This is a genomic window from Ancylomarina subtilis, assembly GCF_004217115.1.
GTDB classification, from domain to species: domain Bacteria; phylum Bacteroidota; class Bacteroidia; order Bacteroidales; family Marinifilaceae; genus Ancylomarina; species Ancylomarina subtilis.
In genome coordinates this window covers 2,217,630-2,243,989 of record NZ_SHKN01000001.1, presented here as the reverse complement: position 1 = coordinate 2,243,989, position 26,360 = coordinate 2,217,630, and the positions used below count along the sequence as shown (strand labels likewise).

At 37.0% G+C, this 26,360-nt stretch carries 25 protein-coding genes; 10 read left to right on the top strand and 15 right to left on the bottom strand.

What is annotated here, in order from left to right; genetic code table 11:
- Positions 1 to 33: 33 nt before the first annotated feature.
- From EV201_RS09140 to EV201_RS09110, 7 genes are all read right to left on the bottom strand, one after another.
- Positions 34 to 1,536 carry a cytochrome c3 family protein gene (locus tag EV201_RS09140; RefSeq protein ID WP_130307274.1) on the bottom strand — a complete coding sequence of 501 codons (1,503 nt, stop codon included), beginning with the start codon at positions 1,534 to 1,536 and terminating at the stop codon, positions 34 to 36.
- Between the two features lie 127 nt (positions 1,537 to 1,663).
- The gene (locus tag EV201_RS09135; RefSeq protein ID WP_130307273.1) at positions 1,664 to 2,278 is read right to left on the bottom strand and encodes a cytochrome b/b6 domain-containing protein; all 615 of its coding nucleotides are present in this window, start codon (positions 2,276 to 2,278) and stop codon (positions 1,664 to 1,666) included.
- Positions 2,279 to 2,283: 5 nt separating this feature from the next.
- Positions 2,284 to 3,204, bottom strand: coding sequence for a cytochrome c3 family protein (locus EV201_RS09130; RefSeq protein ID WP_130307272.1), 921 nt, complete (start codon positions 3,202 to 3,204; stop codon positions 2,284 to 2,286).
- A 64-nt stretch (positions 3,205 to 3,268) separates the two neighbouring features.
- The gene (locus tag EV201_RS09125; protein ID WP_207224425.1) at positions 3,269 to 3,688 is read right to left on the bottom strand and encodes a c-type cytochrome; all 420 of its coding nucleotides are present in this window, start codon (positions 3,686 to 3,688) and stop codon (positions 3,269 to 3,271) included.
- A gap of 19 nt (positions 3,689 to 3,707) precedes the next feature.
- On the bottom strand, positions 3,708 to 4,583 hold the full coding sequence (locus EV201_RS09120) for a DUF5777 family beta-barrel protein (RefSeq protein WP_130307271.1): 876 nt from the start codon (positions 4,581 to 4,583) through the stop codon (positions 3,708 to 3,710).
- A gap of 16 nt (positions 4,584 to 4,599) precedes the next feature.
- On the bottom strand, positions 4,600 to 4,962 hold the full coding sequence (locus EV201_RS09115) for a hypothetical protein (protein WP_130307270.1): 363 nt from the start codon (positions 4,960 to 4,962) through the stop codon (positions 4,600 to 4,602).
- A gap of 209 nt (positions 4,963 to 5,171) precedes the next feature.
- Complete coding sequence (locus EV201_RS09110) at positions 5,172 to 6,230, bottom strand: hypothetical protein (protein ID WP_130307269.1); 1,059 nt, start codon at positions 6,228 to 6,230, stop codon at positions 5,172 to 5,174.
- Positions 6,231 to 6,416: 186 nt separating this feature from the next.
- On the opposite strand from EV201_RS09110, the gene EV201_RS09105 reads away from it, so the two are divergent.
- On the top strand, positions 6,417 to 7,112 hold the full coding sequence (locus tag EV201_RS09105) for a Crp/Fnr family transcriptional regulator (protein ID WP_130307268.1): 696 nt from the start codon (positions 6,417 to 6,419) through the stop codon (positions 7,110 to 7,112).
- Here the strand turns inward: EV201_RS09105 and EV201_RS09100 are convergent.
- A complete protein-coding gene (locus EV201_RS09100; protein ID WP_130307267.1) occupies positions 7,109 to 8,011 on the bottom strand; it encodes a DMT family transporter in 903 nt (300 codons plus the stop codon). The genes EV201_RS09105 and EV201_RS09100 overlap by 4 nt on opposite strands.
- A gap of 177 nt (positions 8,012 to 8,188) precedes the next feature.
- Between EV201_RS09100 and EV201_RS09095 the strand changes: the two genes are divergently transcribed.
- Complete coding sequence (locus tag EV201_RS09095) at positions 8,189 to 8,461, top strand: hypothetical protein (RefSeq protein ID WP_207224424.1); 273 nt, start codon at positions 8,189 to 8,191, stop codon at positions 8,459 to 8,461.
- 59 nt (positions 8,462 to 8,520) lie between these two features.
- On the opposite strand, the gene EV201_RS09090 is transcribed toward EV201_RS09095, so the two are convergent.
- From EV201_RS09090 to lysS, 3 genes are all read right to left on the bottom strand, one after another.
- Complete coding sequence (locus tag EV201_RS09090) at positions 8,521 to 9,861, bottom strand: glucose-6-phosphate isomerase (RefSeq protein WP_130307266.1); 1,341 nt, start codon at positions 9,859 to 9,861, stop codon at positions 8,521 to 8,523.
- Between the two features lie 88 nt (positions 9,862 to 9,949).
- Positions 9,950 to 10,945: an NAD(P)H-dependent glycerol-3-phosphate dehydrogenase gene (locus EV201_RS09085; RefSeq protein ID WP_130307265.1), complete on the bottom strand. Its 996-nt coding sequence runs from the start codon at positions 10,943 to 10,945 to the stop codon at positions 9,950 to 9,952.
- Positions 10,946 to 11,170: 225 nt separating this feature from the next.
- On the bottom strand, positions 11,171 to 12,892 hold the full coding sequence (gene lysS, locus EV201_RS09080) for a lysine--tRNA ligase (protein ID WP_130307264.1): 1,722 nt from the start codon (positions 12,890 to 12,892) through the stop codon (positions 11,171 to 11,173).
- 256 nt (positions 12,893 to 13,148) lie between these two features.
- On the opposite strand from lysS, the gene lipA reads away from it, so the two are divergent.
- From lipA to recJ, 3 genes are read left to right on the top strand one after another with little or no spacing between them, the layout of a single operon-like run.
- On the top strand, positions 13,149 to 14,147 hold the full coding sequence (lipA, locus tag EV201_RS09075) for a lipoyl synthase (RefSeq protein WP_242610469.1): 999 nt from the start codon (positions 13,149 to 13,151) through the stop codon (positions 14,145 to 14,147).
- A gap of 45 nt (positions 14,148 to 14,192) precedes the next feature.
- On the top strand, positions 14,193 to 14,900 hold the full coding sequence (gene lipB, locus EV201_RS09070; RefSeq protein WP_130307263.1) for a lipoyl(octanoyl) transferase LipB: 708 nt from the start codon (positions 14,193 to 14,195) through the stop codon (positions 14,898 to 14,900).
- Between the two features lie 23 nt (positions 14,901 to 14,923).
- Positions 14,924 to 16,636, top strand: coding sequence for a single-stranded-DNA-specific exonuclease RecJ (gene recJ / locus EV201_RS09065; protein WP_130307262.1), 1,713 nt, complete (start codon positions 14,924 to 14,926; stop codon positions 16,634 to 16,636).
- A gap of 4 nt (positions 16,637 to 16,640) precedes the next feature.
- Here the strand turns inward: recJ and EV201_RS09060 are convergent, their stop codons facing one another.
- The gene (locus EV201_RS09060) at positions 16,641 to 17,243 is read right to left on the bottom strand and encodes an acyl carrier protein phosphodiesterase (RefSeq protein ID WP_130307261.1); all 603 of its coding nucleotides are present in this window, start codon (positions 17,241 to 17,243) and stop codon (positions 16,641 to 16,643) included.
- 268 nt (positions 17,244 to 17,511) lie between these two features.
- Here EV201_RS09060 and EV201_RS09055 point away from each other — a divergent pair, with 268 nt between their 5' ends.
- The gene (locus EV201_RS09055; protein WP_130307260.1) at positions 17,512 to 18,867 is read left to right on the top strand and encodes a cyclic 2,3-diphosphoglycerate synthase; all 1,356 of its coding nucleotides are present in this window, start codon (positions 17,512 to 17,514) and stop codon (positions 18,865 to 18,867) included.
- An 80-nt stretch (positions 18,868 to 18,947) separates the two neighbouring features.
- Here the strand turns inward: EV201_RS09055 and EV201_RS09050 are convergent, their stop codons facing one another.
- The gene (locus EV201_RS09050; protein WP_130307259.1) at positions 18,948 to 20,177 is read right to left on the bottom strand and encodes a uracil-xanthine permease family protein; all 1,230 of its coding nucleotides are present in this window, start codon (positions 20,175 to 20,177) and stop codon (positions 18,948 to 18,950) included.
- A gap of 320 nt (positions 20,178 to 20,497) precedes the next feature.
- Between EV201_RS09050 and EV201_RS09045 the strand changes: the two genes are divergently transcribed.
- Positions 20,498 to 21,427 (top strand): bifunctional riboflavin kinase/FAD synthetase, encoded by a 930-nt coding sequence (locus tag EV201_RS09045; protein ID WP_130307258.1) that lies wholly within the window; start codon positions 20,498 to 20,500, stop codon positions 21,425 to 21,427.
- Positions 21,428 to 21,519: 92 nt separating this feature from the next.
- Here the strand turns inward: EV201_RS09045 and EV201_RS09040 are convergent, their stop codons facing one another.
- Complete coding sequence (locus EV201_RS09040; protein WP_130307257.1) at positions 21,520 to 24,009, bottom strand: sodium-translocating pyrophosphatase; 2,490 nt, start codon at positions 24,007 to 24,009, stop codon at positions 21,520 to 21,522.
- A gap of 292 nt (positions 24,010 to 24,301) precedes the next feature.
- Positions 24,302 to 24,775, bottom strand: a complete 474-nt coding sequence (locus EV201_RS09035; protein WP_130307256.1) for a Rieske (2Fe-2S) protein — start codon at positions 24,773 to 24,775, stop codon at positions 24,302 to 24,304.
- 51 nt (positions 24,776 to 24,826) lie between these two features.
- Here EV201_RS09035 and EV201_RS09030 point away from each other — a divergent pair, with 51 nt between their 5' ends.
- From EV201_RS09030 to EV201_RS09020, 3 genes are all read left to right on the top strand, one after another.
- Entirely contained in the window at positions 24,827 to 25,240 is a 414-nt protein-coding gene (locus EV201_RS09030; protein ID WP_130307255.1) for a hypothetical protein, read from the top strand.
- A gap of 194 nt (positions 25,241 to 25,434) precedes the next feature.
- A complete protein-coding gene (gene greA, locus EV201_RS09025; RefSeq protein ID WP_130307254.1) occupies positions 25,435 to 25,908 on the top strand; it encodes a transcription elongation factor GreA in 474 nt (157 codons plus the stop codon).
- 38 nt (positions 25,909 to 25,946) lie between these two features.
- Entirely contained in the window at positions 25,947 to 26,342 is a 396-nt protein-coding gene (locus EV201_RS09020; protein ID WP_130307253.1) for an HIT family protein, read from the top strand.
- The last annotated feature ends 18 nt before the right edge of the window (positions 26,343 to 26,360 follow it).

Sequence of the window (26,360 nt, the reverse complement as noted above, 5' to 3'; positions counted from 1 at the left end):
ATGGGTGTTTTTTTATTTTAAATCTTTAAGTTTTTAATAAAGCTGTGCATGACATTCAGAACAGAGTTGTGTTTTCCACTGTTTATCGATATCAATAGGGTGCTTAAATTCCAATGGTGATTGAAGTGTTGATATCTCCATTTCACCAGTTTTGCCCTGCGAGATAATATCATGGCAAAGATTACAATCTCTTGATATTTTTTCACCTTCTGCCGTTACATGTTTGTCGTTATGGCAACGGAAACAGCCATTGGTTTCCAAATGGCCCAGGTGGTTAGGGTAGGCCTTCCAACTAACTCCCATTTCAGGGAATATATTGGATTTATATCCGTTTTGGATGGCTGTAATTGCTTTTGTAATTTTGGCTTTATTGGAATCTAGTATCTCAGGATACATCAATTCATAATACTCCATAGCCTGAGCTTTAATCGCTATCATGGCACTATCAGTGCTTGGATAATCTTGATTTAGAATATCCATTGCCACGACTTTTACATCAGGTAGTTCTTTTGAAATTTTATCCGAAGAGATTAATTCGTCGATAAAGTTCTGTGGGTTGTGGTAGTCATGTGAAGGTCTGTTGTGACAATCCAAGCAATCCATTGTACGGGTTTCAAGGCTATCAATTTCCATTTGACTAAGTTGATTTTCGGGTTCAAGATACAGTTTAACCTGGCCTGTTGTAAGATTGGTATATTTAACCCATGGTAATGTTTCTCTGTTCTTGGATGACGCAATGTATTCTATCTTCACATTAGGATTAATATGCCAGTGAATCCCTTCAGAAATCCCTTTGGCACTAATACTTGCACTCGTTTTCATCTTCATGGAAATGTTGTGCTCTGTAGTTGTTTCGTCAGCCAGGTATGATTTTTTATTCTTCAACTTACTGTCATAAAACTTTTGTGGCCAATGGCATTGTTCACAGGTTTCACGAGCTGGACGTAAATTCTCAATTGGCGTAGGAATTGGTTTAGGGTATTTTTTTGCAATGACAGAATAAACCTGGTATAAACCGGATAGTTTACTTCTGACATACCAACTGGTACCTTCTCCCACATGGCATTCCACACATTTCACACGTTCGTGTGAGGACTGGTGATAGGCTGTGAATTCAGGGGCCATGACCTTGTGGCAAAGTTTTCCACAGAATTCAACCGATTCGGTATAATGGAAGGCATGATAACTCCCTACTGAGGATATAATCATTATAAAAATAGTCCCAAAGATAAAAACCATACTTGCATTACGGGTTTTTTGTTCGTTAAAATCGACTTTAGGCCATTTTAACTGATCTTCGGGGAGTAGGTGTTTTTTTAGTTTTCGGTTTGTTCTGATCATCCCTATAGGGATCAGAATCAATCCGCCCACAAAAAACATGGGGAGAATAATGTAGATAAATAGTCCCAGGTAGGAACTACCTAAATTATAAAAAAAGGAGAGAGCCAGTAGAAATCCGATAATGAATAGATTCATTGCTGCAATTCCAGCTCCAAGAAGTGATAGCCAGTTTCTGGCTGAATTGGGGAGTTTCATAGGATAAAGATTTAAGTTAAACTCCCGATTTTCATTGGGAGGTAATCGCCCTATAATCGTCTTTTGCAGTTAAATTGTTTCGGTATGTTGTGATGATACCGAAACAATTAAACTGACTTGTATTTCGTTAATGCCAACCTGTTATAATACTCTTAAAATTACTTAATGGATTTTTTCCAATTGTAGAAAAATATAAATGGATAATAAGAAATATTGAAATTAGGAAACCAATAACAGCGTGAAGCAATGCGGTAAGAAAAATACCGCTAACCTGATAGACCTCTTCAATTATTAACTCAGGAAATAAAAGGGCGATACCCGTAATAATAATAATCGGAACCAATAGGTACATTACTGCAACGTAGGTGTATTTTTGAATTGGATTAAATTTCCTTTTTTCTGAAATAGGATAGGGTGCATCTTCATTTTTAAACATGCCGTATGTATAATATCGGATTTGTTTAAATAAACGCTTTCGCAAGCCCTTTGGCTTAATTTTGTAATATTTTCGGTTTGTTGTGATAAGGTTACCAATAAAAAAGACCAGGTAACTGATTGATACAATTATTCCAGCATAATTGTGGAGAGTCACAGCTAAATCGAACCGAATCAATTCAAATCCAGGTTTAGCAAATTGCATATTTAAGCCGGTATAAATTAAAACAAGAATTCCCAATGCATTAAAAGCATGCCAAATGCGCAACCAAACAGGGTATAAGTATATTTTTCCTTCCGTACTCATAAAATCTATTTTTTAATGATCCTGAAAAAACTATGAACGATAACTCCGGCAATGATTGCCATAAAAATAAGAATGCTCAAAAGGTTCAAAATATCATTTTGGTAGGCACCAATGACATATGATTTGTTTGAAAGTATGATGCCGAGTTTACCCTTTTTTGTTCTTGCTTGTATGTTTTTATACTTGTATAAAGACGCATTTAAATGAGAATTTGCGGTATGGCATTCAACACATAACTTAAGCGCTTTCTCTTTGGGTAAAATGTTGTGTGAGATCATGAGTGAGTCTTTCACTTGAGTATGACACTCAATACAACGGACACTTTCGAAATGGAGTTTCTGATTTGGCAGCCAATTGTGTGTTTCAACCAGTTTTGGGTTAACACTATCCGACATCAACTGATATCTCGGGGTGTTATCGTGGCAGGACATGCACATTTCGTTGCTAAACTTAACGATATCCCTAACATTCTCACTTGTTCGAGCCTTAGCTTGATAGTAATGCTGGCTGTGACATTTTGAACATGTGAATTGTTCTCCTAATGCTCTTGCATGTGTGCTTTTTTGAAATTCTTCTTCAATGAGTTCAAATTTATAATCAGCAAAATTTTCATCACCACCATGGCAATCAATACATGTTGAAAGTGGTTCTAATTTTAACTCTCCGTTATGTGGGTAGGTTTCATAATCTGAGGAGTGACAATCTGTGCATACAAAAGAACGGTGAACACCTGCTTTCATTCTTAAAGAATCTAAGATGAAATAAGGATTCATTAAGCGTTTTTCGTTACGCTCAGTCCAATCATTATATATCGTATGTGTTTGATTTGCATGACAACGCAAGCAATCATTGTCAGCTTTTAGATTCAGAGTAAATGAAACTAAAAAGAAAACCAGTAAAGAGATCCTTTGTTGTGAAAAACGCATAGTTTAGATGTAAATTAAAATTCCTGAAATGCGGTGACTTCAGGAATTTGTTTGGTTTGATAATTTATTTCAAAGTTCTCAGATAGTTGATTAGTGCCCATCTGTCCTCATCATCAGCTATCTTCTTTTCATAGTTTGGCATTTCATCCCGCCCAATAATTGATTGGTAATATATGACTCCATCAGATTGAGCTTGAAACTTATCACTGTTAAATGGTGGGATAGCAGTTTTCATACTTCTTGCTTTAGGTCCATCACCTTCACCTTTACTACCATGACAAGATTTACAATGTTTCGTATAAAGCATTTTGCCAACTTTTAATAATGACGCATCATCTTTAAACGTATTTTTCATTGTTTTGTACTTAGCAGGGATTTCCCAGGGGCCTCCCATCTTTTTATCTTGTGGTAAAGCAAAAGCCATAAATAGAGCTCCAGCCAATACTAAAGATAATCCTAAAAATATGTTCTTGAATTTTTTCATAATTTTAAAAATTTAGAGATTAAAAATTCCACAATCTTGTAATTGTAAAGCCAATCATAAAATTGTCCATATCAATTTTGCTATGGTTGTTAACTATTATATCCTGTTGAATTAAACCACTTGAATTCCCCATATAAATTTGGAATGCGTGAGTACTGGTTGAAATCTCATAACCAAAAGATAAGTTTGGTTTAGGGTTGTCATAGTTTTCTGCAGAGTCCAGATAATCAAGATCTAATGGAGCGTCGAAATTGAAGATAATTGATCCTTGTGGTGAAACTTTAAATCGTCCATTGAAGTGTAAGGCAACTTTATCATGATAGTTACCCATTTCAATTAAGTTATAGTGTGAAAAGCTTACTCCTGTTTGTAAACTTATGGCATCTGAAAATTTTCTTCCAACGATAACCTGTGCATAAGATGACAATCGGTTAGATGATTTAAAATCTTCGTGAAATTGATCCTTATCCCGACCATCAATGGCAATATTTCCATAAAGAGCAAGAGCAAGAGGAACAGTATTGTTTCTGGTTTGCTCAAGAATTGTCCATTTGGCATTAAAATCGGTTGTCATATTTCTTTTTGTCACGCCGATACCTACCTGAACATTATTTGCAACCACATAGCTTAATCCAAGACGTATGTTTGCACCTGAGGCATATAATCCCCAAAGATCAGAATGTCCATTTTCAACTGTCCCAAATTTGTGTTGGATTGCAAATTCCAATGTGTTTACCGGTTGAATAACAGTTGTTTGATTGTCGATTAAAAAACCGCTTTCAAAGGGTGATCTAACCGGCTTGTCTATAACTTTTTCAGTTTCAGTCTCCTGAGCCAGAACGCTTCCAAAAGCAAAAACAAGCAGGAATGATAATGTAAATATATTTTTTCTCATAATTGCATGTGTTTGATTAGTTATCCTTAGCTCCTTCAGTAATCCAAGTTAATAAAGTAAGACGATCTTTTGAACCCATGTTTTTACCATGTCCGTCTGTCGCTTTCTTATAAACTTTGCTTTCTGCCGGATTATCCGTATTGATATAGTTTCCGTTTATCAGGTTGTCATATGCAGCTCCTGTTACCAGAATTGGATTTCTGCTATCGTGACAGCCAATACATGTTGTTTGAAAGATAGGTTCAACCTGTGTTGCAAAACTGATCGGATTATCAGGATCTGGTTCTGGAGTTGGTGTTTTTTCAACGATGTAATCGTATTCACAGGCAACTAATCCAATCATGAAAAGGAAAGCTAGTACTTTGATATATCTTTTCATAAGATTATGATTTTAATAGAAAAATGGGATGATTGCTTAATGTGTATATCCTATCTTTTACAATAGATATAGCAATAAGCTTGCCATCTCTACTTGAATAAAAAGATGTTCTATTTATTATTAAGACATCTAAGTTTATGGGTAAAGGAGTTGTTTAATATTAAAATCAAACAACTCCTCTCTTATTTTTGATTTAGCTTAGTTGTGAATTATGGCAATGCAGCAATTTCAGCTTCCATGGCTTCAATTGTGTTCTGCAATAAAGCTTTCACATATTTTGGATTGTGAGCACCAAAACTACGATCTTCCTCTAAACCAACCCAGTTAAAGAATGCCTGAGCTTGTTTCATTGGATATGTTCCAACATTTGGATGATAACCATCATCTTCATTACCACCAACAACACCAAGAGTGATTAACTGATCTCTTAGTTCTTCAAGTTTTGCCATAACATCGGTTCTTACACCACCATAATTGAAGTCCTCAAGATTTGCCTCGTGGCAAGTGTTACAAGCTAATAAAGAAGGTTTCCATGAGTGTCCACCTTCACCTTCTTCAGTGTCAAATGGTGCCATATGGCAACCTGTACATGACGCTTGATTTAAGTGTTTTGCAGAACCCGCTTCCGGATATTCAACAGAACCTGCAATTTCAGCAAATCCCATACCTGCAACCACATTTGCCTGAGCACCGTGGTGAGGTCCGTAATGTGAACTGGTAATTTCATAAGTGTCACCAGGTTTGTCAATATTTGGTTCAGCTCTTCTTGACTGGTGGCAGTTTGCACATAAGTTAGAATTGCCTTTTAAATCCATAGTGATCTCAGGATTGAAAATTGGCTTAACCGGATCGCTAAGTCTTAGAGCATAATCAGTTGCTTCCATTGTTTTGTGTAAGCCATGACAGGTTGCACATTCCCATGCAGTTGGGTTTGTGATATCGCCATAAACTTCACCATTATTTGCATATTGCACAAAGCCCTGATGTGAGTGACATTTAGCACATGAAGCTCGTCCTCCAGCGTAGTCAACAGCGTTTATACCACTGCTGTGTACAGACATTGAAAATTGTGCCTGAATATTTTCTCTGGTATCACCAGCATGACATGACATACATGTGGCATTACCATCGGCGCCATCAACACCATCAATACCATTGGTACCATCCGCACCGTTTAACCCTGCAGGACCTTGAGGCCCTTCACAAGCCGCAAATATAGCTCCTACCGATAGGAGAAGAAGCCAAATTTTAAATTGTTTTCGTTTCATAAGATTAGGGGATTAAAGAATTTATTCCATAAAACTACTGATTGTAAAAAATATAATCCCATTTTGGCTTATGACAGTAATCTACTATAATATTGATACTTAATTTTAAAATATACGATATTGATTGTAGTTTGCATTGATATTTATCACTATATTAGAAACTGAATCTTATAATATAACTTAAATATGTTTGGAAAAGGATTAGATGTTTGTTGTGGTTCTTGCCCTCATGCTTGGCCCAATTTTAAGAATTTGTCTTCTGATGAAATAAAGGAATTGAGTAAACATAGGTTTCAATCTAATTTTTCTGCTGGTGAAACAATTTTCAAAGCAGGTTCTCCTACAGCTAGTGCTGTATTTCTTTCCAGTGGTATTGCAAAAGTTTATTTGGAAGGTTTCGATGGGAAGAAAATTATTCTCAACTTGGCAAAACCCGGATATTTGTTAGCTGGTCCGGGCAATTATGTTGATTCGACACATCATTACAGCGTTGTAGCACTAACGGATGTTACGGCTTGTTTTATCGATATGAATTTGATTAAGTCTTATGTTAGGAAAAATCCTATGTTTGCTGAAGGCTATTTGAAAGATATCAGTAGTAAATCGTTACGAATTTTTTATAAAATGATGAGCCTTGTTCAGAAAAAAATGCCTGGGCGAATGGCTGAAGGCATTTTGTCGCTTGCTGATGAAGTGTATGGTGCAGATGAATTTAATCCGATTCTTTCGAGACAGGAATTGGGTGAATTAACGGGGATGGCAAAGGAGAATGTCGTTCGGATAATGAAAGAATTTTGTAACGAAGGTATCATCAGTACCAATGGTTCCACAATTACAATTAAGGATAAAGAAAAGCTGAAACTTATTTCGGCTAATGGTTAATTTTCTTCTTTTTTTATTCCGGAAATTGAAATCACTAAAATTCCAATAATTGTAAACAAACCGCCAACAAACTGATTTTGATTGGGGAGAATTCCTAAGAATATAAATGTTCCTAATATTATAAAAAAACTTCTGCTTGTAATTATAATGGTGACCTTGGATGCCTGAAGATATTTGAGAGCCGAAAAGGTTAGGATCGTTCCTAAAAATGGTCCGAATAAGGAACCAAGGGCAATATAAATAATTGAACTCTGACTATATTCCGGGAATTTTAATACAGATAGGTTGTAGATAAGAAAACCCAGGAATAAAGCAATATTTCGCGACAAGGTAATCATGGATGAAGGTAAACTTCCAACTTTTGATTTGGCAAGGATAAGGCTAATTCCGTAGAAAAAAGCAAATGTGAAAGTCGCAAGACTCGCAGGACTATTAAGTTCCTTAAGTTGCAATCCCGACTCGCCATAATTAATTAACCCGACTCCTACAATACTCAGACAGATACCCAATATATCAAGATATGAAAATCTCTCCTTCAGGAAGAAGAAGCCTAGAATAATGACGAAAATTGGACTTGTATTAGCTAAGAAAGATACAATTGTGGGGTTGGGGGTCAATTGAATGGCAACAAAAAACGCGGATGTGGCTATTAGTTCTGAGCAAGAAATGAGGATTAAAGTCCGTTTTGATGATTTAGGCAGCTTTTTAAAGGAATCGGTCTTTTTTTTGTAAAAATGATATAAGGTATTCCAAAGTAGGGCAAGACCAAACCATAAAACACCAAAACTTGCCAGGCTAATATCCTGCATAGCCATTTTGCTGAAAACATACACATTCGAAAATGTTAGTGTTGCCAAGAGCGCTATAAAGGTGCCTTTTACCGGTTTTGATAGAGTCATAATTGTTGGGGCATATTTTCAACAAATGTATTTAAGTTTTTGAAAGTAAAATGAAAAATATGTCTTAATTATAGTCTGCAGTATATGTTCCCTTATTTAAAATTGAGATCCGGTTTTTTCGTCAATTTGACAACTGACAATTTTCATTTTTAATATCTATTGCTAACTTGCAAGCCTATGGAGATGAATTTATTACTTGCAATGATTGCGACATATCTGGTAAATGTACCTTTTGGCTACGTTCGTCAGGGATTTAAGAAATATTCAGTTAAATGGTTTGTTGCCATTCATTTACCAATCCCTTTTGTTATCCTTTTTCGGCATTTTTTTGGATTGGGATATGAAATTTACACCTATCCATTTATGCTGTTTGCTTTTTTTATGGGACAATTTTCAGGAAAGAAAATTCGTATTTATAAACTGAAAAAGGACGATATAAAAATTCAATAAAATAAAAAAAATGGCTATCCTTTTGAGATAGCCATTCTTCATTTTATGCAAATTGAGACCTAAAGTCTTTCTTTAATCTTCTTTGTTTCCTCTTCGAAACCGGGTTTCTCCAATAAGGCAAACATATTGCTTTTGTATGCTTCAACACCAGGTTGGTCGAATGGATTTACATTTAGAATGTAACCACTAACCCCACAAGCTATCTCGAAGAAGTAAAGCAATTCACCAATATAGAATTCATTCAGCTCAGGAAGCTCAATTTTTAAATTTGGAACCCCACCATCAACATGTGCCAATTGAGTGCCCAACTCTGCCATTTTATTGACTTCGTCCACTCTCTTTCCCGCTAGGAAATTAAGCTTGTCAAGATTATCCTTATCTTCAGGAATAACGACTTTATGCTTTGTTTTAGCAATGGAGATTACAGTCTCAAAAATATTTCGCTGGCCTTCTTGAATATACTGTCCCATTGAGTGTAAGTCACTGGTTAAGTCTACTGAAGCTGGAAAAATTCCCTTGAGTTCTTTACCTTCACTCTCGCCATATAGTTGTTTCCACCACTCGGCTATATTGTGAAGTTTTGGATTGTAATTGGCTAGAATTTCAATCCCTTTACCTTTTGCGTAAAGCGCATTACGAGTGGCAGCGTACAACAGGGCAGGATTTTCTTCGAAATTCGTTGCAAAAGTGTATTCCTGCATCGATTTTGCACCTTCAACCAATTTTGTGATATCGTGACCAGCGACTGCAATTGGAAGTAATCCAACAGGAGTTAAAACTGAATAACGTCCACCTACATTGTCTGGAATGATAAAGGTTTTGTAACCCTCCTGATCAGCCAAAGTACGTAAAGCACCCTTAGATTCATCGGTGATAGCTACGATTCTTTCTTTGGCTTCTTCTTTGCCAACGCCTTCTTCAAGTAATTCTTTTAATAAACGGAATGCTAGAGCAGGTTCTGTAGTGGTTCCCGATTTAGAGATGACACAGATTCCGAATTCGATATTCTCAAGAATCTCCATCAGCTCATATAGGTAATCCTCACTGATGTTTTGTCCGGCGTATAATACCAACGGATTTTCGTTATCAGCCTGAAGCATATCGAAATTGTTTGCCAAAGCATCGTTAACGGCTTTTGCTCCCAAATATGAACCGCCAATACCAATAACAACAAGTACTTCAACACGTTCTTTTAAATTGTTCGCAGTTTCCTGAATATCTTTTAATTCAGCTGCTGTAATTTGTGATGGAAGCTCTACCCATCCTGTATAATCATTGCCTTTACCTGTTCCCTCGTGAAGGGCAGTTAAATGCTTTTTACTTTCTTCTTTAAATTTGAAGATTTCCTCTCTGCTTACGAAGCTCAAGGTTTTGTCGACACTTAATTTAATGTGTTCCATATTCTTGAAATTAAGTTTCACTCGGACTTGCTTCATCCCCCTCAAAATTCCACAAGGTCGAGTAGATTTATAATAATTGATTTGATGTTTATCTGAGTTCTTCAGTTAAAAGCGTAATTTCTATAGCTGGAGATATACGATCGTAAAGAATGTTGTAAACTGCCGTTGTTATAGGCATGTGAACCTTATACTTTTCATTAATCTCTTTAATACATTTTACAGCATAATAACCTTCAGCAATCATATGCATTTCAAGTTGGGCTGTTTTTACTGAATAGCCCTTCCCAATCATGGTTCCAAAAGTTCTGTTACGACTAAATTGGGAATAACAAGTTACTAAAAGATCGCCTAAATAAGCAGAACTTTTAATATCCCGGTCAATAGGATGAACGGTATCAACAAAACGCTTGATTTCCTGAATGGCATTCGAAATTAAAACGGACTGGAAATTGTCACCATAGCGTAAACCATGACAGATACCTGCAGCAATTGCAAAAACGTTTTTAAGAACGGCGGCGTATTCTGTACCATAAATATCATCCGAAGTTGTCGTCATGATATAAGGACACTCCAGTTTTTCAGCTAAGAAATTGGCTTTTTCAGCATCTTGGCAAGAAATAGTCAAGTATGATAAGCGTTCCATTGCAACTTCCTCAGCATGACATGGTCCTGAGATAACCCCAATGCTATCAGTAGGAACCTGGTAAATATTATGGAAGAAATCTCCAATAATCATATTCTCATCAGGCACAATTCCTTTAATGGCCGAAACGATAAATTTATCATTAAGTTTAACCGTTAATTTAGATAAGGCATTTTTTAAAAAGGCAGATGGAATGGCAAATATAATAAGATCAGAATCTTCAATAATGTGATTGATGTCGTTATAAAAGCGAATTTTATCGATATCAAAATCAACATCGGTCAGATAGCGTGGGTTGTGTCCAATTTTTTTGAATTGAGAACTTGTATCTACATTTCTCATATACCAATTGAGTTCTACATCATTTTCCCGAAGGATTTTTGCAATGGCTGTAGCCCAACTTCCTCCACCAATAATGGCTATTTTAGAAGATTCGTTCATTTGATAGGTTTTGGTTCTCAATAGTAACTTCCTGATGATTAATATTCATCGTTAAATTTATTTTCAAGATCCTGGTTACAGATGATATTCAATTTAAAATTGAAAAGCTTGAAAATGAGTAATCGTTCTTGAAAATAATGAACGATTGTTTTTTAGACTTGATAAAAGCAGTAGAGCCTGAAATGAATTCAAGCTCCCTGATTTTTACCATATGTGAAAGGTTAATTAGGCTAACCAAGAAGCAACTTCTTCCTGACTAGGATTCGTTAATCCAATCTTGTTTTTCTTGTTGATACCACAAATCTCCTGATGGAACTTTGTAGGTTTTATATCTTTTATGGCAGCGACAGTTTGGTAACCCGCTTTACGAATAATTTCAACCCATTCCCTGGAAATTCCTAAGTCAATGAACTTTTCATCGCTATCAACAGCAGCTTTCTTTTCAGGGCGCATCTGTGGGAAGAATAAGACATCCTGAATCGATTGTGAATTGGTCATCAACATGGTTAAACGGTCGATACCAATTCCCATACCTGATGTAGGTGGCATACCATACTCAAGTGCACGCACAAAGTCCATATCGATAAACATGGCTTCGTCATCACCTTTAGCTCCAAGTTGTAATTGTTCCTGGAAACGCTCCAATTGATCAATCGGATCATTCAGCTCAGAATAAGCATTACAAACTTCCTTACCGTTTACCATCAGTTCAAAACGTTCAGTCAGTTCAGGATTCTCACGGTGTTTTTTACACAATGGCGACATTTCAACCGGATAGTCAGTAATGAATGTTGGTTGAATATAGTTGCCTTCACATTTTTCACCGAAAATCTCATCGATTAATTTTCCTTTACCGAAAGTTTCATCTACCTCAATACCAATTTCAGTACAGAAAGCACGAAGTTCTTCTTCAGTTTTTCCTGTAATATCGAAACCAGTAAACTCCTTGATCGAGTCGGTCATCGAAATGCGTTTGAAAGGACGTTTGAAGTCGATTTCTTTATCTCCAAGGGTAACTTTTGTTTTTCCATGAAGATCAAGAGCAACTTTCTCAATCATCTCTTCGGTAAAGTCCATCATCCAGTTGTAGTCTTTGTAGGCTACATAGATTTCCATGACTGTAAATTCAGGATTATGCGTACGGTCCATTCCTTCGTTACGGAAGTCTTTAGCAAACTCATAAACACCATCGAAACCACCTACAATTAGACGTTTTAGGTAAAGTTCGTTGGCAATACGCATATACAATGGAATATCCAATGCGTTGTGATGAGTTTCAAACGGACGGGCAGAAGCTCCACCTGGAATTGCTTGTAGAATTGGCGTTTCAACTTCAAGATAGCCTTTGCTATTGAATAGCTCACGCATTGAGTTGATAATTTTTGTACGTTTGATGAATGTGTCTTTTACCTTAGGATTCACAACCAAATCAACGTAACGCTGACGGTAACGCAACTCAGGATCAGTAAAAGCATCGTATACTTTTCCATCCTTTTCCTTCACAATAGGAAGCGGACGTATTGATTTTGAAAGAACAGTTAATTCAGATGTGTGAACCGAAGTTTCGCCCACCTTAGTTTTAAATACGTATCCCTTAATTCCTACAAAGTCACCAATATCCAAAAGTTTTTTGAATACCGTGTTGTAAAGAGTTTTATCTTCATCCGGACAAATGTCATCGCGGCTGATATAAACCTGAATTCGGCCATTTGCATCTTGAAGTTCAATAAAAGAAGCCTTACCCATAATTCGGCGGCTCATGATTCTACCTGCAAGGACTACTTCCTGATAATTATTCTTTTCAGGATCGAAATTCGCAAGAATTTCGTCGCTATACACGTTTACCTTGTACTCGGCAGCAGGGAATGGATCAATTCCTAAAGCTTGAAGTTCTTTTAAGGAATTTCTTCTAATGACTTCTTGCTCACTAAGTTCTAACGTATTCATCTCTAATCTAATAATATTAATTTGGATGCAAAGATATAATAATATGTGCAAACTATTAAAAGGAACTGCTTTAGTTAAGAGGAAATCAGCGATTTATTTCTTATAATTGCCGAAAATTACACGGTATTTAGAATCTTTAAAAATAAGATTTCAATCTATTAGTGGATAGTTAATTATTTTTCTGAATATGAACCATTCTTTAGCATCAAAAATATAAATTTGCAGACAATCTGTATTTCGGACTAAGTTGTTGGAATTGAGTTTTGAAACTGTAGATGATTGGTGTTATAAAAAAGATCCTTGGGGAGGAATGAAAAAGAAATTGTTTCTAGCTGATCAATCGTTCGTCCCGAAAGGAAATGAAAAAAATATTGAAAAAATGATGATGAAGAGAAAACCGGATTGGTTAAAAATACAATTGCCAAAGGGTGATGACTACTCATATGTGAATGGAATTGTTCGTGATCATGGTTTGCATACGATCTGTTCAAGCGGAAAATGTCCTAATGTTGGAGAATGTTGGGGTAATGGTACGGCAACTTTTATGATTTTGGGAAACATTTGTACCCGAGCTTGTAAGTTTTGTAATGTTAAAACAGGTAAGCCACTTGAGGCGGACTGGAAAGAACCACGACGTTTAGCTAAGTCGATTAAGCTGATGAAGCTTAAGCATGCTGTAATTACTTCGGTTGATCGTGACGATCTTGAAGATGGTGGATCAGGTATTTGGGCTGAAACAATTAAAGAGATCAGAAAAGATAACCCCACTACAACTCTTGAAGTTTTGATTCCTGATTTTAATGGTAAGAAGGAAGATATTCAACGCGTTATTGACGAAAAGCCGGAAGTGATTTCTCACAACCTGGAAACGGTTCGCCGACTGACACCTGAGGTACGTAGTCGAGCTAAATACGATTTGAGTTTGCAAGTTCTGAAGCAGATTGCGGATGCAGGAATTGTGGCTAAATCGGGTATTATGCTTGGTTTGGGAGAAACCGAAGAGGAGATTTATCAGGTAATGGATGATTTGTTGGCAGTAGGCGTTAAGGTGATGACCATAGGGCAATACTTACAGCCTTCGCGTCAGCATTTAACCGTTGAGGAATATGTAACTCCAGAGACCTTCAAAAAGTATGAAACAGTAGGTTTGGAAAAAGGTTTTACTTTCTGTGAAAGTACACCTTTGGTTCGTTCTTCTTATCATGCAGAGCGCCATGTTAAGGCTCTTGATCTTAAGGATCTGGCAAAAAAATAAAATTTTCAGAATCGATTGATTTAAACGATAAACACAATTTTACAGATGAGTAAAGCAACCGTATTTCGCGATCTGTCTTCTATAGATTACAAAGAAGCCTGGGATTATCAGGAGGCACTGTTTGATGAGGTTTTAAAATCGAAACAAGCCAATGCTGATTTGCCAGCTGAAGAAAAAAAATTGTCTGACAATTACTTGTTGTTCTGTGAGCATCCGCATGTTTATACTTTGGGAAAGAGTGGGAATGAGCAGAATATGCTATTGAATATGATTCAGTTACAAGCAAAGGATGCTACTTTTCATAAAATTAACCGAGGTGGTGATATTACCTATCACGGACCGGGTCAGATTGTGGGTTACCCAATTTTGAATTTGGAAACATACGACATGGGTATCAAGAGTTATATCTATAATCTTGAACAGGCCATCATCAATTGTATTGCTGATTATGGTCTGCAGGGACACAGACTTGAAGGTGCCACCGGAGTTTGGCTGGATATTGATAAACCCACCGTCAGAAAGATCTGTGCCATAGGCGTCCGGGTTAGTCGATGGGTGAGTATGCATGGATTTGCTTTTAATGTCAATACGAATTTGGACTATTTTGGGTATATCAATCCATGTGGTTTTCAGGATAAGGGCGTAACCTCTCTAAAAAAAGAATTGGGTAAAGAGCTTGATATCGAGGAAGTAAAACATAATTTGAAAAATCATATCGCTATCTTGTTTGATATGACGTTTAAAAATGACTAATTTCCCGATCTAAAGATCAAATTATGGAAAAAAGATGGGTAATCAATGAGCCGGGAGATGAGGAAACGATCGAGTCGCTTTCTCTGGCACTGGGGGTCGATCAAGTTGTAGCTAACCTGCTTGTGCAGCGAGGTATTAAAACTTTTGATCAAGCGAAGGCATTTTTTCGCCCCAGTCTCGACGATTTGCATGATCCATTTTTAATGAAAGATATGGATAAGGCTGTGAGCAGATTGGTCACAGCCTTAAACAATCAGGAACGCATCCTAATCTACGGTGATTATGATGTGGATGGCACCACTTCGGTGGCCTTAGTTTATACTTTCCTCAAGAAACATTTCGATTATATCGATTATTATATTCCCGATCGCTATTCTGAAGGTTATGGTATTTCTTTAAAAGGGATTGATTTCGCTGCTGAGAGTAAAGTGAGTTTGGTTATCGCTCTTGATTGTGGTATCAAAGCCATGGAGAAGATTGCATATGCCAAAGAAAAAGGCGTTGATTTTATTATCTGTGATCACCATACCCCGGATGAAGTTTTACCAGCGGCAGTTGCTGTCCTCGATCCTAAGCGTGAGGACTGCGAATACCCCTGTGATTGCTTATCAGGATGTGGTGTTGGTTTCAAGTTAATGCAAGGAATAAGTCAAAAGCTTGGCTGGCCTTTTGAGAATTTAATCCCATTATTGGATCTTGTTGCAGTGAGTGTTGCTTCTGATATTGTGCCTATTGTTGGCGAGAATCGAGTGTTAGCGCACTACGGTTTAATTCAGTTGAACAATCATCCTCGTTTGGGACTTAAGACCATCATGGATTTAGCAGGTGTTGATAAAGATTTATCGGTAAATGATATTGTCTTTAAAGTGGGGCCCAGAATTAATGCTGCAGGTCGTATTCAATCCGGACGACACGCTGTTCAGCTTTTAATAGTTGAAGAAAAAGATGCGGCTGTTTTAATTGGCGATACCATAAATACCATGAATGAGGATCGTAAAGAGCTTGATCACAATATAACCGATGAGGCACTCGAACGATTGAATAAAGCTGAGAAAACAGGATCGAAAAAAAGCACCGTGCTTTTCGATAGAAATTGGCATAAAGGAGTGATTGGTATTGTGGCTTCCCGAATGATTGAAACCTATTATCGTCCTACTGTTATTCTTACCGAATCGAATGGGATGGCAACAGGATCTGCCCGTTCGGTTGATGGTTTCGATTTGTATCAGGCTATATCGGCTTGCAGCGACCTTTTAGAGAACTTTGGAGGCCATAAGTACGCAGCCGGTTTAACAATGAAATTGGCAAATGTACCAGCTTTTAAAGAACGATTTGAAGAGTATGTGCAGAACAATATTTCTGATGATATGTTGATTCCTCAGATTAAAATTGATGCTAAGATCAAATTATCTGATATTACGCCTAAGTTTTTTAGATTGTTAAAACAATTTGAACCTTTCGGACCTAAAAATATGACTCCAATTTTTATCAGCGAAGAGGTTGTTGACTATGGTTATTCGCGTCAGGTTGGGAAAAATAAGGAACATTTGAAACTTTCTGTTGTCGATGATATTCGCGATGGGAACGTGATGAGTGGGATTGCTTTTTCTATGGGAAAGATGTATCCCAAAATTGCGAAAGGTACGCCTTTTAATATTTGTTATTCCTTACAGGAAAATGAATATATGGGGAAGGTGGAGACTCAGATCATGATTCGTGATTTGAAAATATCTTAAGTTTCTATTCGACAAGTTGCTTCAATTCAATTCCTTTTTCATTTACCACATAAGCAATTATTTCTCTCATAAAAGAGTGAAATTCGTTTTCTAGCGCACTGTAGTTTTCCAGTAGGATATCGATGGCAAAATCAGTTTTGTCCGGTAGGCTTGTATAGCGAACCATAATATTTAAGGCTGTCCTCAGACCTTCAATATCAGCGTAGGTCTCCAGTCTTCTGCTTTTGATAAGAAAGGGTAGAAACAGTTTCACTTGTTTGGGAAGCACCAAGTAGTTTTTTACTAAAACTTCATGAGATCGTGAAACAAAATGGGGTAAAGGCTGTCTGTGATACATTTCCCAATTTTTTGCCAAAAAATGATCATAGATCAAATCTGTAATGACCGCTGAATATTTTCGGTAAGTCCCTCTGAAATATTGCCCACTTTGGCTAACCAAAGGGTGGCTGTCTGTATATGAATCAATTGAACGATGAAGTAGAATGCCTTTCCGAATTTCATCTTTATAATTCTCAAACTTTCTGCCTTTTACATAATCGGCCATAAAATTACCAACCATTATTTTTTCGGATTCACCGGAAAGATAGAGATGTGCCAGAAAATTCATACTAGTGTTTTTTTAGTGAAGTTAAACTTTCCGCTTAAACTAAGGTCTTATCTTTCAATTTTAATTATCAAAAAAAATACGGAGATATAAAATATTGAATTTAAATGAGAATGTCAAGTTTTCTGATACTGTTAAGCAACACTCTCGTAGTTAGGATTTTAAATTTCGTTAATTTCATTTTAAAGTATAAATTTATAGGGATTGGAACATATTGTTCTGATCATTGTTAGATAAATGAATATTAACTTTTAAAACATGGAGGTTTAACATGGCAATTAAAAAGGTAATCATCATTGGTGCTGCTGGTCGTGATTTTCACAACTTTAACACCTATTTCAGAAACAATCAGGATTATAAAGTAATCGCTTTTACAGCGGCTCAGATTCCCGATATTGATGGACGAAAATACCCTGCTGAATTAGCTGGGGGACTTTATCCTGAGGGCATCCCTATTTACGCTGAAGAAGAATTGACGCGCCTGATAAAAGAACACGATATCGATGATTGTGTGTTTTCTTACTCTGATGTATCCTATCAGAAAGTGATGAATATGAGTGCTATTGTTAATGCTGCCGGGGCTAATTTTAAGCTTTTAGGTCCATCAGATACCATGATAAGAAGTCGTAAACCCGTTATCGCGGTTGTTGCGACCCGAACGGGTTGTGGAAAATCACAAACATCACGTAAAGTAATCGAAGAGTTAATGGCAAAAGGTTTAAGAGTGATTGCCATTCGACATCCTATGCCATATGGAAATTTAGTTGCACAGAAAGTGCAGCGTTTTGCAAGCGTAGAAGATTTAAAATTACACAACTGTACCATTGAAGAAATGGAAGAGTATGAACCTCACGTAAGCCGAGGAAATATCATTTATGCAGGTGTCGATTACGAAGCTATTGTTCGTGCAGCTGAAAATGATCCTTCAGGTTGTGATGTGATTCTTTGGGATGGCGGAAACAATGATTTTTCTTTCTACAAACCAGATTTAACCATTACGGTTGTTGATCCACATCGCCCAGGGGCAGAATTAACTTATTATCCGGGCGAGGTGAATTTACGCTTGGCTGATGTTGTTGTTATCAACAAGATGGATTCTGCATCGCCAGAGGGTATTCAAACTGTACGCGAGAGTATCGCTAAGGTTAATCCAGAGGCTGTTGTTGTGGATGGCGCATCTCCAATTTTGGTTGACAAACCTGAAATTATTAAAGGGAAACGTGTTCTGATTGTTGAGGATGGTCCAACTTTAACTCATGGTGAGATGAAAATTGGTGCAGGAACAGTTGCAGCGCGAAAATTTGGTGCATCCGAGGAAGTTGACGCTCGTCCGTATTTGGTTGGGAAGCTTAAGGAGACCTATGAGATCTATCCGAATATTGGAAATATTTTACCTGCGATGGGGTATTCTGAGCAGCAACTTAAAGATTTGGAAGCTACGATTAATAGTTGCGATTGCGATTCAGTTATTATCGGAACGCCTATTGATTTGAATCGAATCATTAAGATTGATAAGCCAACTACCCGGGTTTACTACGATTTAGAAGAAATCGGTTACCCAAAACTTTCGCACATTATCAAAAAGTTTGTAAAACAACATGAACTTAGCGGCGAAACTGTTAATTAAGTTGATATGTCGATATAATTGAAAAGGGAGTGCTTTGTGCACTCCCTTTCTTTATATGATTCGGTTCGTCTTGTCTAAAATTACTCGACATGACTTCCTTTAATCGCTTTTGATTTATCAGGTAAGATTAAATTTAGAATAACACCTACAACCGAGGCTAATCCAATTCCTGCCAATGAAAAAGTACCGTATGAAATTTGAGCACCTCCAATACCTACTGTCAGTACAATTGATATAATAACCTGGTTTCTGGTTTTACTAAAGTCAGCCCTTGACTCAATAAGCGTTTTGATACCAATACTGGCAATCATACCAAAAAGGAGTAACATGATGCCACCCAATACCGCTTGAGGTATTGTTTTTAGAATAGCACTGACTTTTCCAATCACCGAGAAACAAATAGCTGTAATCGCAGATATTCTCAAAATAACGGGGTTTGTAATTTTTGTTAAGGCAATTGCACCTGTGACTTCTGAATAGGTTGTATTTGGTGGTCCTCCGAAGAAACCTGCAAAAGCAGTTGCAATACCATCACCTAAAATAGTGCGATGTAAACCGGGTTTCTTTACAAATTCTTTATTGGCAACACCACCAATTGCATACATATCGCCAACGTGTTCAATAACCGGAGCAACGGCTACAGGTAACATATATAGAATGGCTCCCCAGCTAAATTCAGGTCTTACGAATTGAGGTAGAGCAATCCAGTCTGCCTCTTTAATCGGGGTGAAATCAATAGCGCCCAAGGCGATTGAAAGGAGGTAACCCACAATAATTCCACAGAAAATAGGAATCAGTTTTATTATTCCCTTTGCATATACGACAATCAAAACCGCAGTCAGAAGCACAACAGATGCTATAGTCCAATTGGTTTTAGCCATATTAACAGCTACGGGAGCAAGCGATAAACCAATAATCATGATAACGGGTCCAACAACAACAGCAGGGAATATTTTTTCGATAACACGAAGTCCCCAAACTTTGATAATTCCTGAAACAATACCATAAACAACACCTACAGCGATAAGTCCTGAGAGTGTTCCCGGTAAGCCGTATAGTTCGGTTGCAGCAACAATAGGAGCAATAAAGGCAAAACTACTGCCTAAAAAAACAGGAACCATACCCTTTGTTATCAAATGAAAGATAAGGGTGCCGACTCCTGCTGTGAATAGTGCGACTGCCGGGTCAATACCGACAAGTAGGGGAACGAGAACTGTTGCGCCAAAAGCAACAAATAAGAATTGTACCCCTAATACAATTTTCTTGGTGGGACTATGATAGTCCACATCTGAATTTCCTGATGAGATCATAAAATGGTTTTGATTGTAATAAAAACTGGGCAAAGATAATAAGTAAGGAAGGAATCCCAAATATTAATTGGCATCCTGACTAAAGTTTTATTGTGCAATGGTTTGCAATATAGATTATGGAATTATAAGGACAGGTATAATTCTATTTCTTAGATTGAGACTTGTTTCGATTCATTATATGGTTTCGACAGTCTCCTCTATTTACGATAGAATACCTTAACTTCTATAAATTTTTCTACTTTTGTTATTCAAAATTCCTTGACTGCTAAAGTCTAAAATAGTTCCCAATATTATACTGGGCATAAATTTGTAATTAACTGATGAAGGTTCATACTGACTTAAATAATTTCTCAGCCAAAAATCCGGTTGTCACCATTGGGACTTTCGATGGGGTTCATCTTGGTCATAAAAAGGTGATTAAACGTATTCAGGAATTAGCCAAAGCTGTAAATGGCGAAACGGTTATTTTTACCTTTTATCCACATCCTCGTTTGGTTTTGGATACGAATCAAGCCGAGTTGCGTTTGATAAATACCCTTGAGGAGAAAAAGATTTTATTAGAGGCTACAGGAATTGATCATCTGGTTATTTATCCATTTACCAAAGAATTCTCTAAGCTTTCCTATACCGATTTTGTAGAGAAAATTTTAGTCGGCAAAATTGGAATGAAGTCACTGGTTGTTGGGTACGATCACAAATTTGGACATAAACGAAAAGGCACATACGAAGATCTTAAGGTATACGCTGACAAGCTGAATTTTAATATTGAGCAACTGGAAGTTCTGAATGTAGATGCTATAGATATTAGTTCTACTAAGATCAGACAGGCTTTAAGCCAGGGGGATATTGAAACAACCAACAAATATTTAGGGCATCGTTATTTCATAAAAGGAATTGTTGTTGATGGGAAAAAAATTGGCCATGAAATTGGTTTTCCTACCGCTAATATCGATCCGCAAGAGAGTTATAAGTTGGTTCCCAAAGATGGTGTTTATGCTGTGAAAGTTGAGATTGATGAAGTGATGTATACCGGAATGTTGAATATTGGTTTTCGTCCTACTGTCAATCATCAAATGGATAACCGATCAATTGAAGTGAATATTTTTGATTTTGATGAGAACATCTATTACAAGAATATCAGCATCTATTTTTATAAGCGGATTCGAAACGAGCAAATGTTTAAAGGAATCGATGCCCTGAAAGAACAGCTTATAAAAGATAAAGAAACAGTTTTGGAATTATTTAAATAGAAATGGTTTCAAGTTAATAATATAAAAGCCGCTGGATGATTTAATCCAGCGGCTTTCGTTTTAAATATTTAACTCTTAGAATGATTCATTGATTACATGACATCACTTGTTTCGAGTTTTTTAGCTTCAGGTTTTTTTTTATTAATTACTGTTTTTGATTCAGTTTTAATTCTCATGCCATAGAACGAACGGTAAACGAAGAACAAACCGATGGCCAAGAAAACAACACCAATATAGGGTGCAAAGTTTGTGCCTCCGGTTTTGTCGGCATTCACAATGAGCTCAATTGCAATTTCAGCAGCCAATAAACCAAATAGGGTTGAGAACTTAATGACTGGATTTAAGGCTACCGAAGAGGTGTCTTTATAAGGATCACCAACAGTATCACCGATGATAGTTGCATCGTGAAGCGGTGTGTTTTTTTCTTTTAAATCAACTTCAACAACTTTTTTCGCATTGTCCCAGGCACCGCCGGCATTGGCCATATACATGGCTTGGAATAAACCGAAAATTGCAATCGAAATCAGATATGAAACAAAGAAATTCGGACTAAAGAATGCAAATGCCAAAGTCAAACTCAAGATGACAGCGAAAATATTCCACATCCCGGTTTGGGCATATTGCGTACAAATTTTCACAACATTCTTGGAATCTTCAATATCGGCTTCAGTCTTATCCAGATCGATATTCTTTTTAATATATTCTACCGCGCGGTAAGCACCCGTTGTAACAGCCTGAATAGATGCACCCGAGAACCAGTAAATAACGGCACCACCGGTTATCAAACCTAGAATAACAGCAGGATCCGTGAGTTCAATCTGTAATAAAGATTCTCCATTGGTGAGGATGGTCTTTTTAAGTAAAAGGATGATTGCAAAAATCATGGTGGTTGCACCGATCACTGCAGTTCCGATTAGTACAGGCTTAGCGGTTGCTTTAAATGTATTCCCTGCTGAGTCGTTTTCTTCAAGATTGTGTTTCCCTGTTTCAAAGTTGGGTTCAAAACCAAATTCTTGATTGATTTCATTTTTGATATTAGGAATTTTCTCGATTTGAGACAATTCGAAAACAGATTGTGCATTATCTGTAACAGGACCGTAACTGTCAACAGCAATGGTAACAGGTCCCATTCCAAGGAATCCAAAAGCCACGAGACCGAAGGCAAAAATACCAGGATATTCACCAAACAGGCTTAAATCCTGAACGATGTAAAATGCCATTGCCATCAGAGCCATCATAACCATTCCTTTCCAAAATGCACTGAAGTTACCAGCGACCATACCTGATAGAATAGTTAAGGAGGCCCCTCCTTCACGAGAAGCAGTCACCACTTCTTGCACGTGTCGAGATTTGGAGCTTGTAAAAGCCTTAGTGAATTCAGGAATAACTGCAGCTGCTAGTGTACCACACGAAATGATACTTGAAAGTTTCCACCATAAGCCTTCTGGTAAATCCTGGATTAAAACATAGCTTAAAGCATAAGTTACGATGATCGAAATGATAGAAGTAATCCATACCAATGAAGTTAATGGTGCTTCAAAATCAAAATGCTCTTCTTTTGCATATCGTACTTTTGCAATGGCTTGATTGATCAGGTATGAAAATACCGACGTAAAAATCATCAAGACACGCATGGCAAAAATCCAAACAATTAGGGTGGATGCAAATTCGACATTAGGTAGGATACCCGTTTCGCCAAACATAAGGATGATGAATGTGATTAGAGCAACACCGGTTACACCGTAAGTTTCAAAGCCATCAGCTGTAGGACCAACACTATCCCCGGCATTATCACCGGTACAGTCAGCAATCACACCCGGATTACGTGGATCATCTTCATCGATTTTGAAAACAATTTTCATTAAGTCAGCCCCGATATCGGCAATTTTGGTAAAAATACCCCCTGCAATTCTCAAAGCCGATGCCCCTAAGGACTCACCAATTGCAAAACCAATAAAACAAGCCCCTGCACTTTCTCCAGGGATAAAAAGAAGAATAGCAATCATCATGATTAGTTCCACACAAATCAGAAGTAAACCAACACTCATTCCTGCTTGTAAGGGAATAGACATAACGTTGAAAGGAAGTTTCTTAAGTGCCGCAAATGAAGTTCTACTATTTGCGTATGTATTAATGCGAATACCAAACCAGGCTACCCCATACGAACCTAAAATACCGAGTACCGTCCAAAGTAGGATGAGTAGGGTTTTGGGAATAGACATGTGTGCCAATGCAATAAAATAGTAGCTAATGGCAACGCCAATAATGGCAAATAGGATAATCAGAAACTTACCTTGTTGTAATAAATACGTTTTACAGGTTTCGTAGATAATGTTTGAAACCTTTGCCATGGAGTGGTGAACAGGTAATTTCTTGATTTTATTGAATTGAACCATTCCAAATAAAAGACCCAAGACGATAACGACAATACCGTAAAGAAGTAAATCCCATCCATTAATTCCTCCAAGTCCGTTAAAGACAGATTGCTTTAAACTGGGAACGACCAGATCGGCCTCGCTGGCAAAGCTGTTGATTGGAGCCAAAAGTAGGCCCAATACAGGTAGTAAAAATGCTTTTTTCATAGGTTTTTCAGTTAGATTTTTTTTTGAGTAGCGACTGAAAATATGCAATATTACTATAGCCTACAAGATGTTTTTATAAAAATTATGCCAATTAGAAAATTTTGATGATTTGCATTGTATCTTGATTTTTATATCTTTAGTATGTGAAGATTAGTTTTTTAGCGAAGGGATTTATTTTTCAGTTTAGCTTTGTCTAAAGAACTTATTTGAATTTATAATCAAGTTTTGATGTTTGGATTTTCAGGTTAAGAGATGCAGGGTAAGTAAATTTAATTTCCGACTGGTTAAAAGTCTAATTTGAAACCCGGATTTCCTTGGTTCCCGGATTGTAGGTCACGTTGTATTTTATTAAATCATAGTTTGCAGGACCCTTGTGAACAGAGCCTCCACTTAAGAAAATAAATTCACTGCCACATTCGGGACATACCCCAATGAGTTTGTTATCTTCTTTTAGATTAATGTGATCGTCAATTTCTACATCGTGAGTGCAGGTTGCATCCATGGCTATGAAACCGTCACCTGTATTGACAATATAAATACCATGATTCCGATATCCAGCTGAGGAACTAAAGGCTTGGTCAGGACCAAAATATACGCCGGCACCAATATCTTCTAGTTCTTGATGATAGATCCTAAATGTACTAAAACTAATTCGGGTATAAGGTACAATTTCGTTTACGTCCGTGCCCTTGCTGCATGAAGAAAAACCGATTAATATCAGTAGGAATAGAAAAAAATAATGTAAATTTGATTGCCTTGACTTCATGGATGTTGATCTTTTTGAATGGGCTTAAATTTAAGAATTAATAATTCAAGTATGGACGATAATTGGGGAAATATACTCTATCTTATTTTGATGGCCTTGTTTGTGATAGTGGGTGCGCTTAAAAAGAAGAACAAGCCTATTGTTCATTCGGATGGTACGACTCCAGGAAAAGCTGAAGACGATATTCCTACGGGTATAGATAGTATTTTTGAGAGCCTGCTCGGAGGAGAAGCTTTTGCTCCACAACAGGAACATCCTTATCAGGAAATTCAGGAAGAAATTGTTGAGAAAGAAGAAAAAGCACCAACTTATAAAGCTCCTATCGAACCGATAGAGTATGGTATACCTAAGAAAGTTGTGGTGGAGGAGTTGAATCAGGAAGATGAGGTTGCTGAAGAAAGAGAGGAGTTCGATTGGAAACAAGCCATTATTTACAAGGAAATTTTGGATAGGAAGTATATCTAATAAAGATTTTTAGTACTTTTATATCAGTGCCAATTCATTATATTATAGGTGCATTTAGTTTAAATGTATATCTTTGCACCTGAAAGAGTTCCGCAGTGGTGGGATTCTTTTTGTTTTTATATCAGGTAGCCATAATAGCTAAATTGATATAAATAGAAAAAATCAATAAAAACGATAGAAAAATAGGAGGATTTATGTCTAAATATTCATACATAACTGAAGAAGGACTTAGAAAATTAAAAGCTGAGTTAGAACACTTAGAGACCGTAGAGCGTCCAAGTATATCAAGACAAATCGGCGAGGCTATTGACAAAGGCGATTTGTCAGAAAATGCAGAGTATGATGCTGCTAAGGAAGCGCAGGGCTTGTTGGAAGCTAAAATTGCTCAGTTGAAAGAGATTGTAATTAATAGTCGTGTCATTGACGAGAGTAAAATTGATACATCAAAAGTTCAGATGTTGAACAAGGTGACCATTAAGAACAAGAAAAATGGTGCTGTGATGACCTATACTTTGGTTTCAGAAACTGAAGCTGATTTTAAGAATGGGAAATTATCAATAAATACTCCGATTGCTAAAGGCTTAATTGGTAAGGTAATCGGTGATGTTGTCGAAGTTACTGTACCTAATGGTGTGATACCATTCGAAATTATTGATATCTCCATGTAATTGAGATTCAATTTCTGATTAATCTAAAATTAAGAGCTATGTCAACAATTTTCACAAAGATCGTAAATGGTGAGATTCCTTGCCATAAGATCGCTGAAGATGATCAGTACTTTGCATTCTTGGATATCAGTCCATTGGCTATGGGACACACTCTTGTGATTCCTAAGGCTGAAGTGGATTATATATTCGACTTGGAGGATGAGGTTTTAGCTGGTTTGAATGTATTTGCCAAACGTGTGGCAAAAGCAGTTGAGAAATCAATCACATGCAAACGAATTGGTGTTGCAGTGATTGGTCTTGAAGTGCCACATACACATGTGCATTTGATTCCGTTAAATGCCATTGGTGATCTGAATTTTTCAAATCCAAAATTAAGCCCTTCGCAGGAAGAACTTGCCGAGGTTGCTGAGAAAATCCGTGCCAATTTTGAATAGAGAAATCGATATGATTTA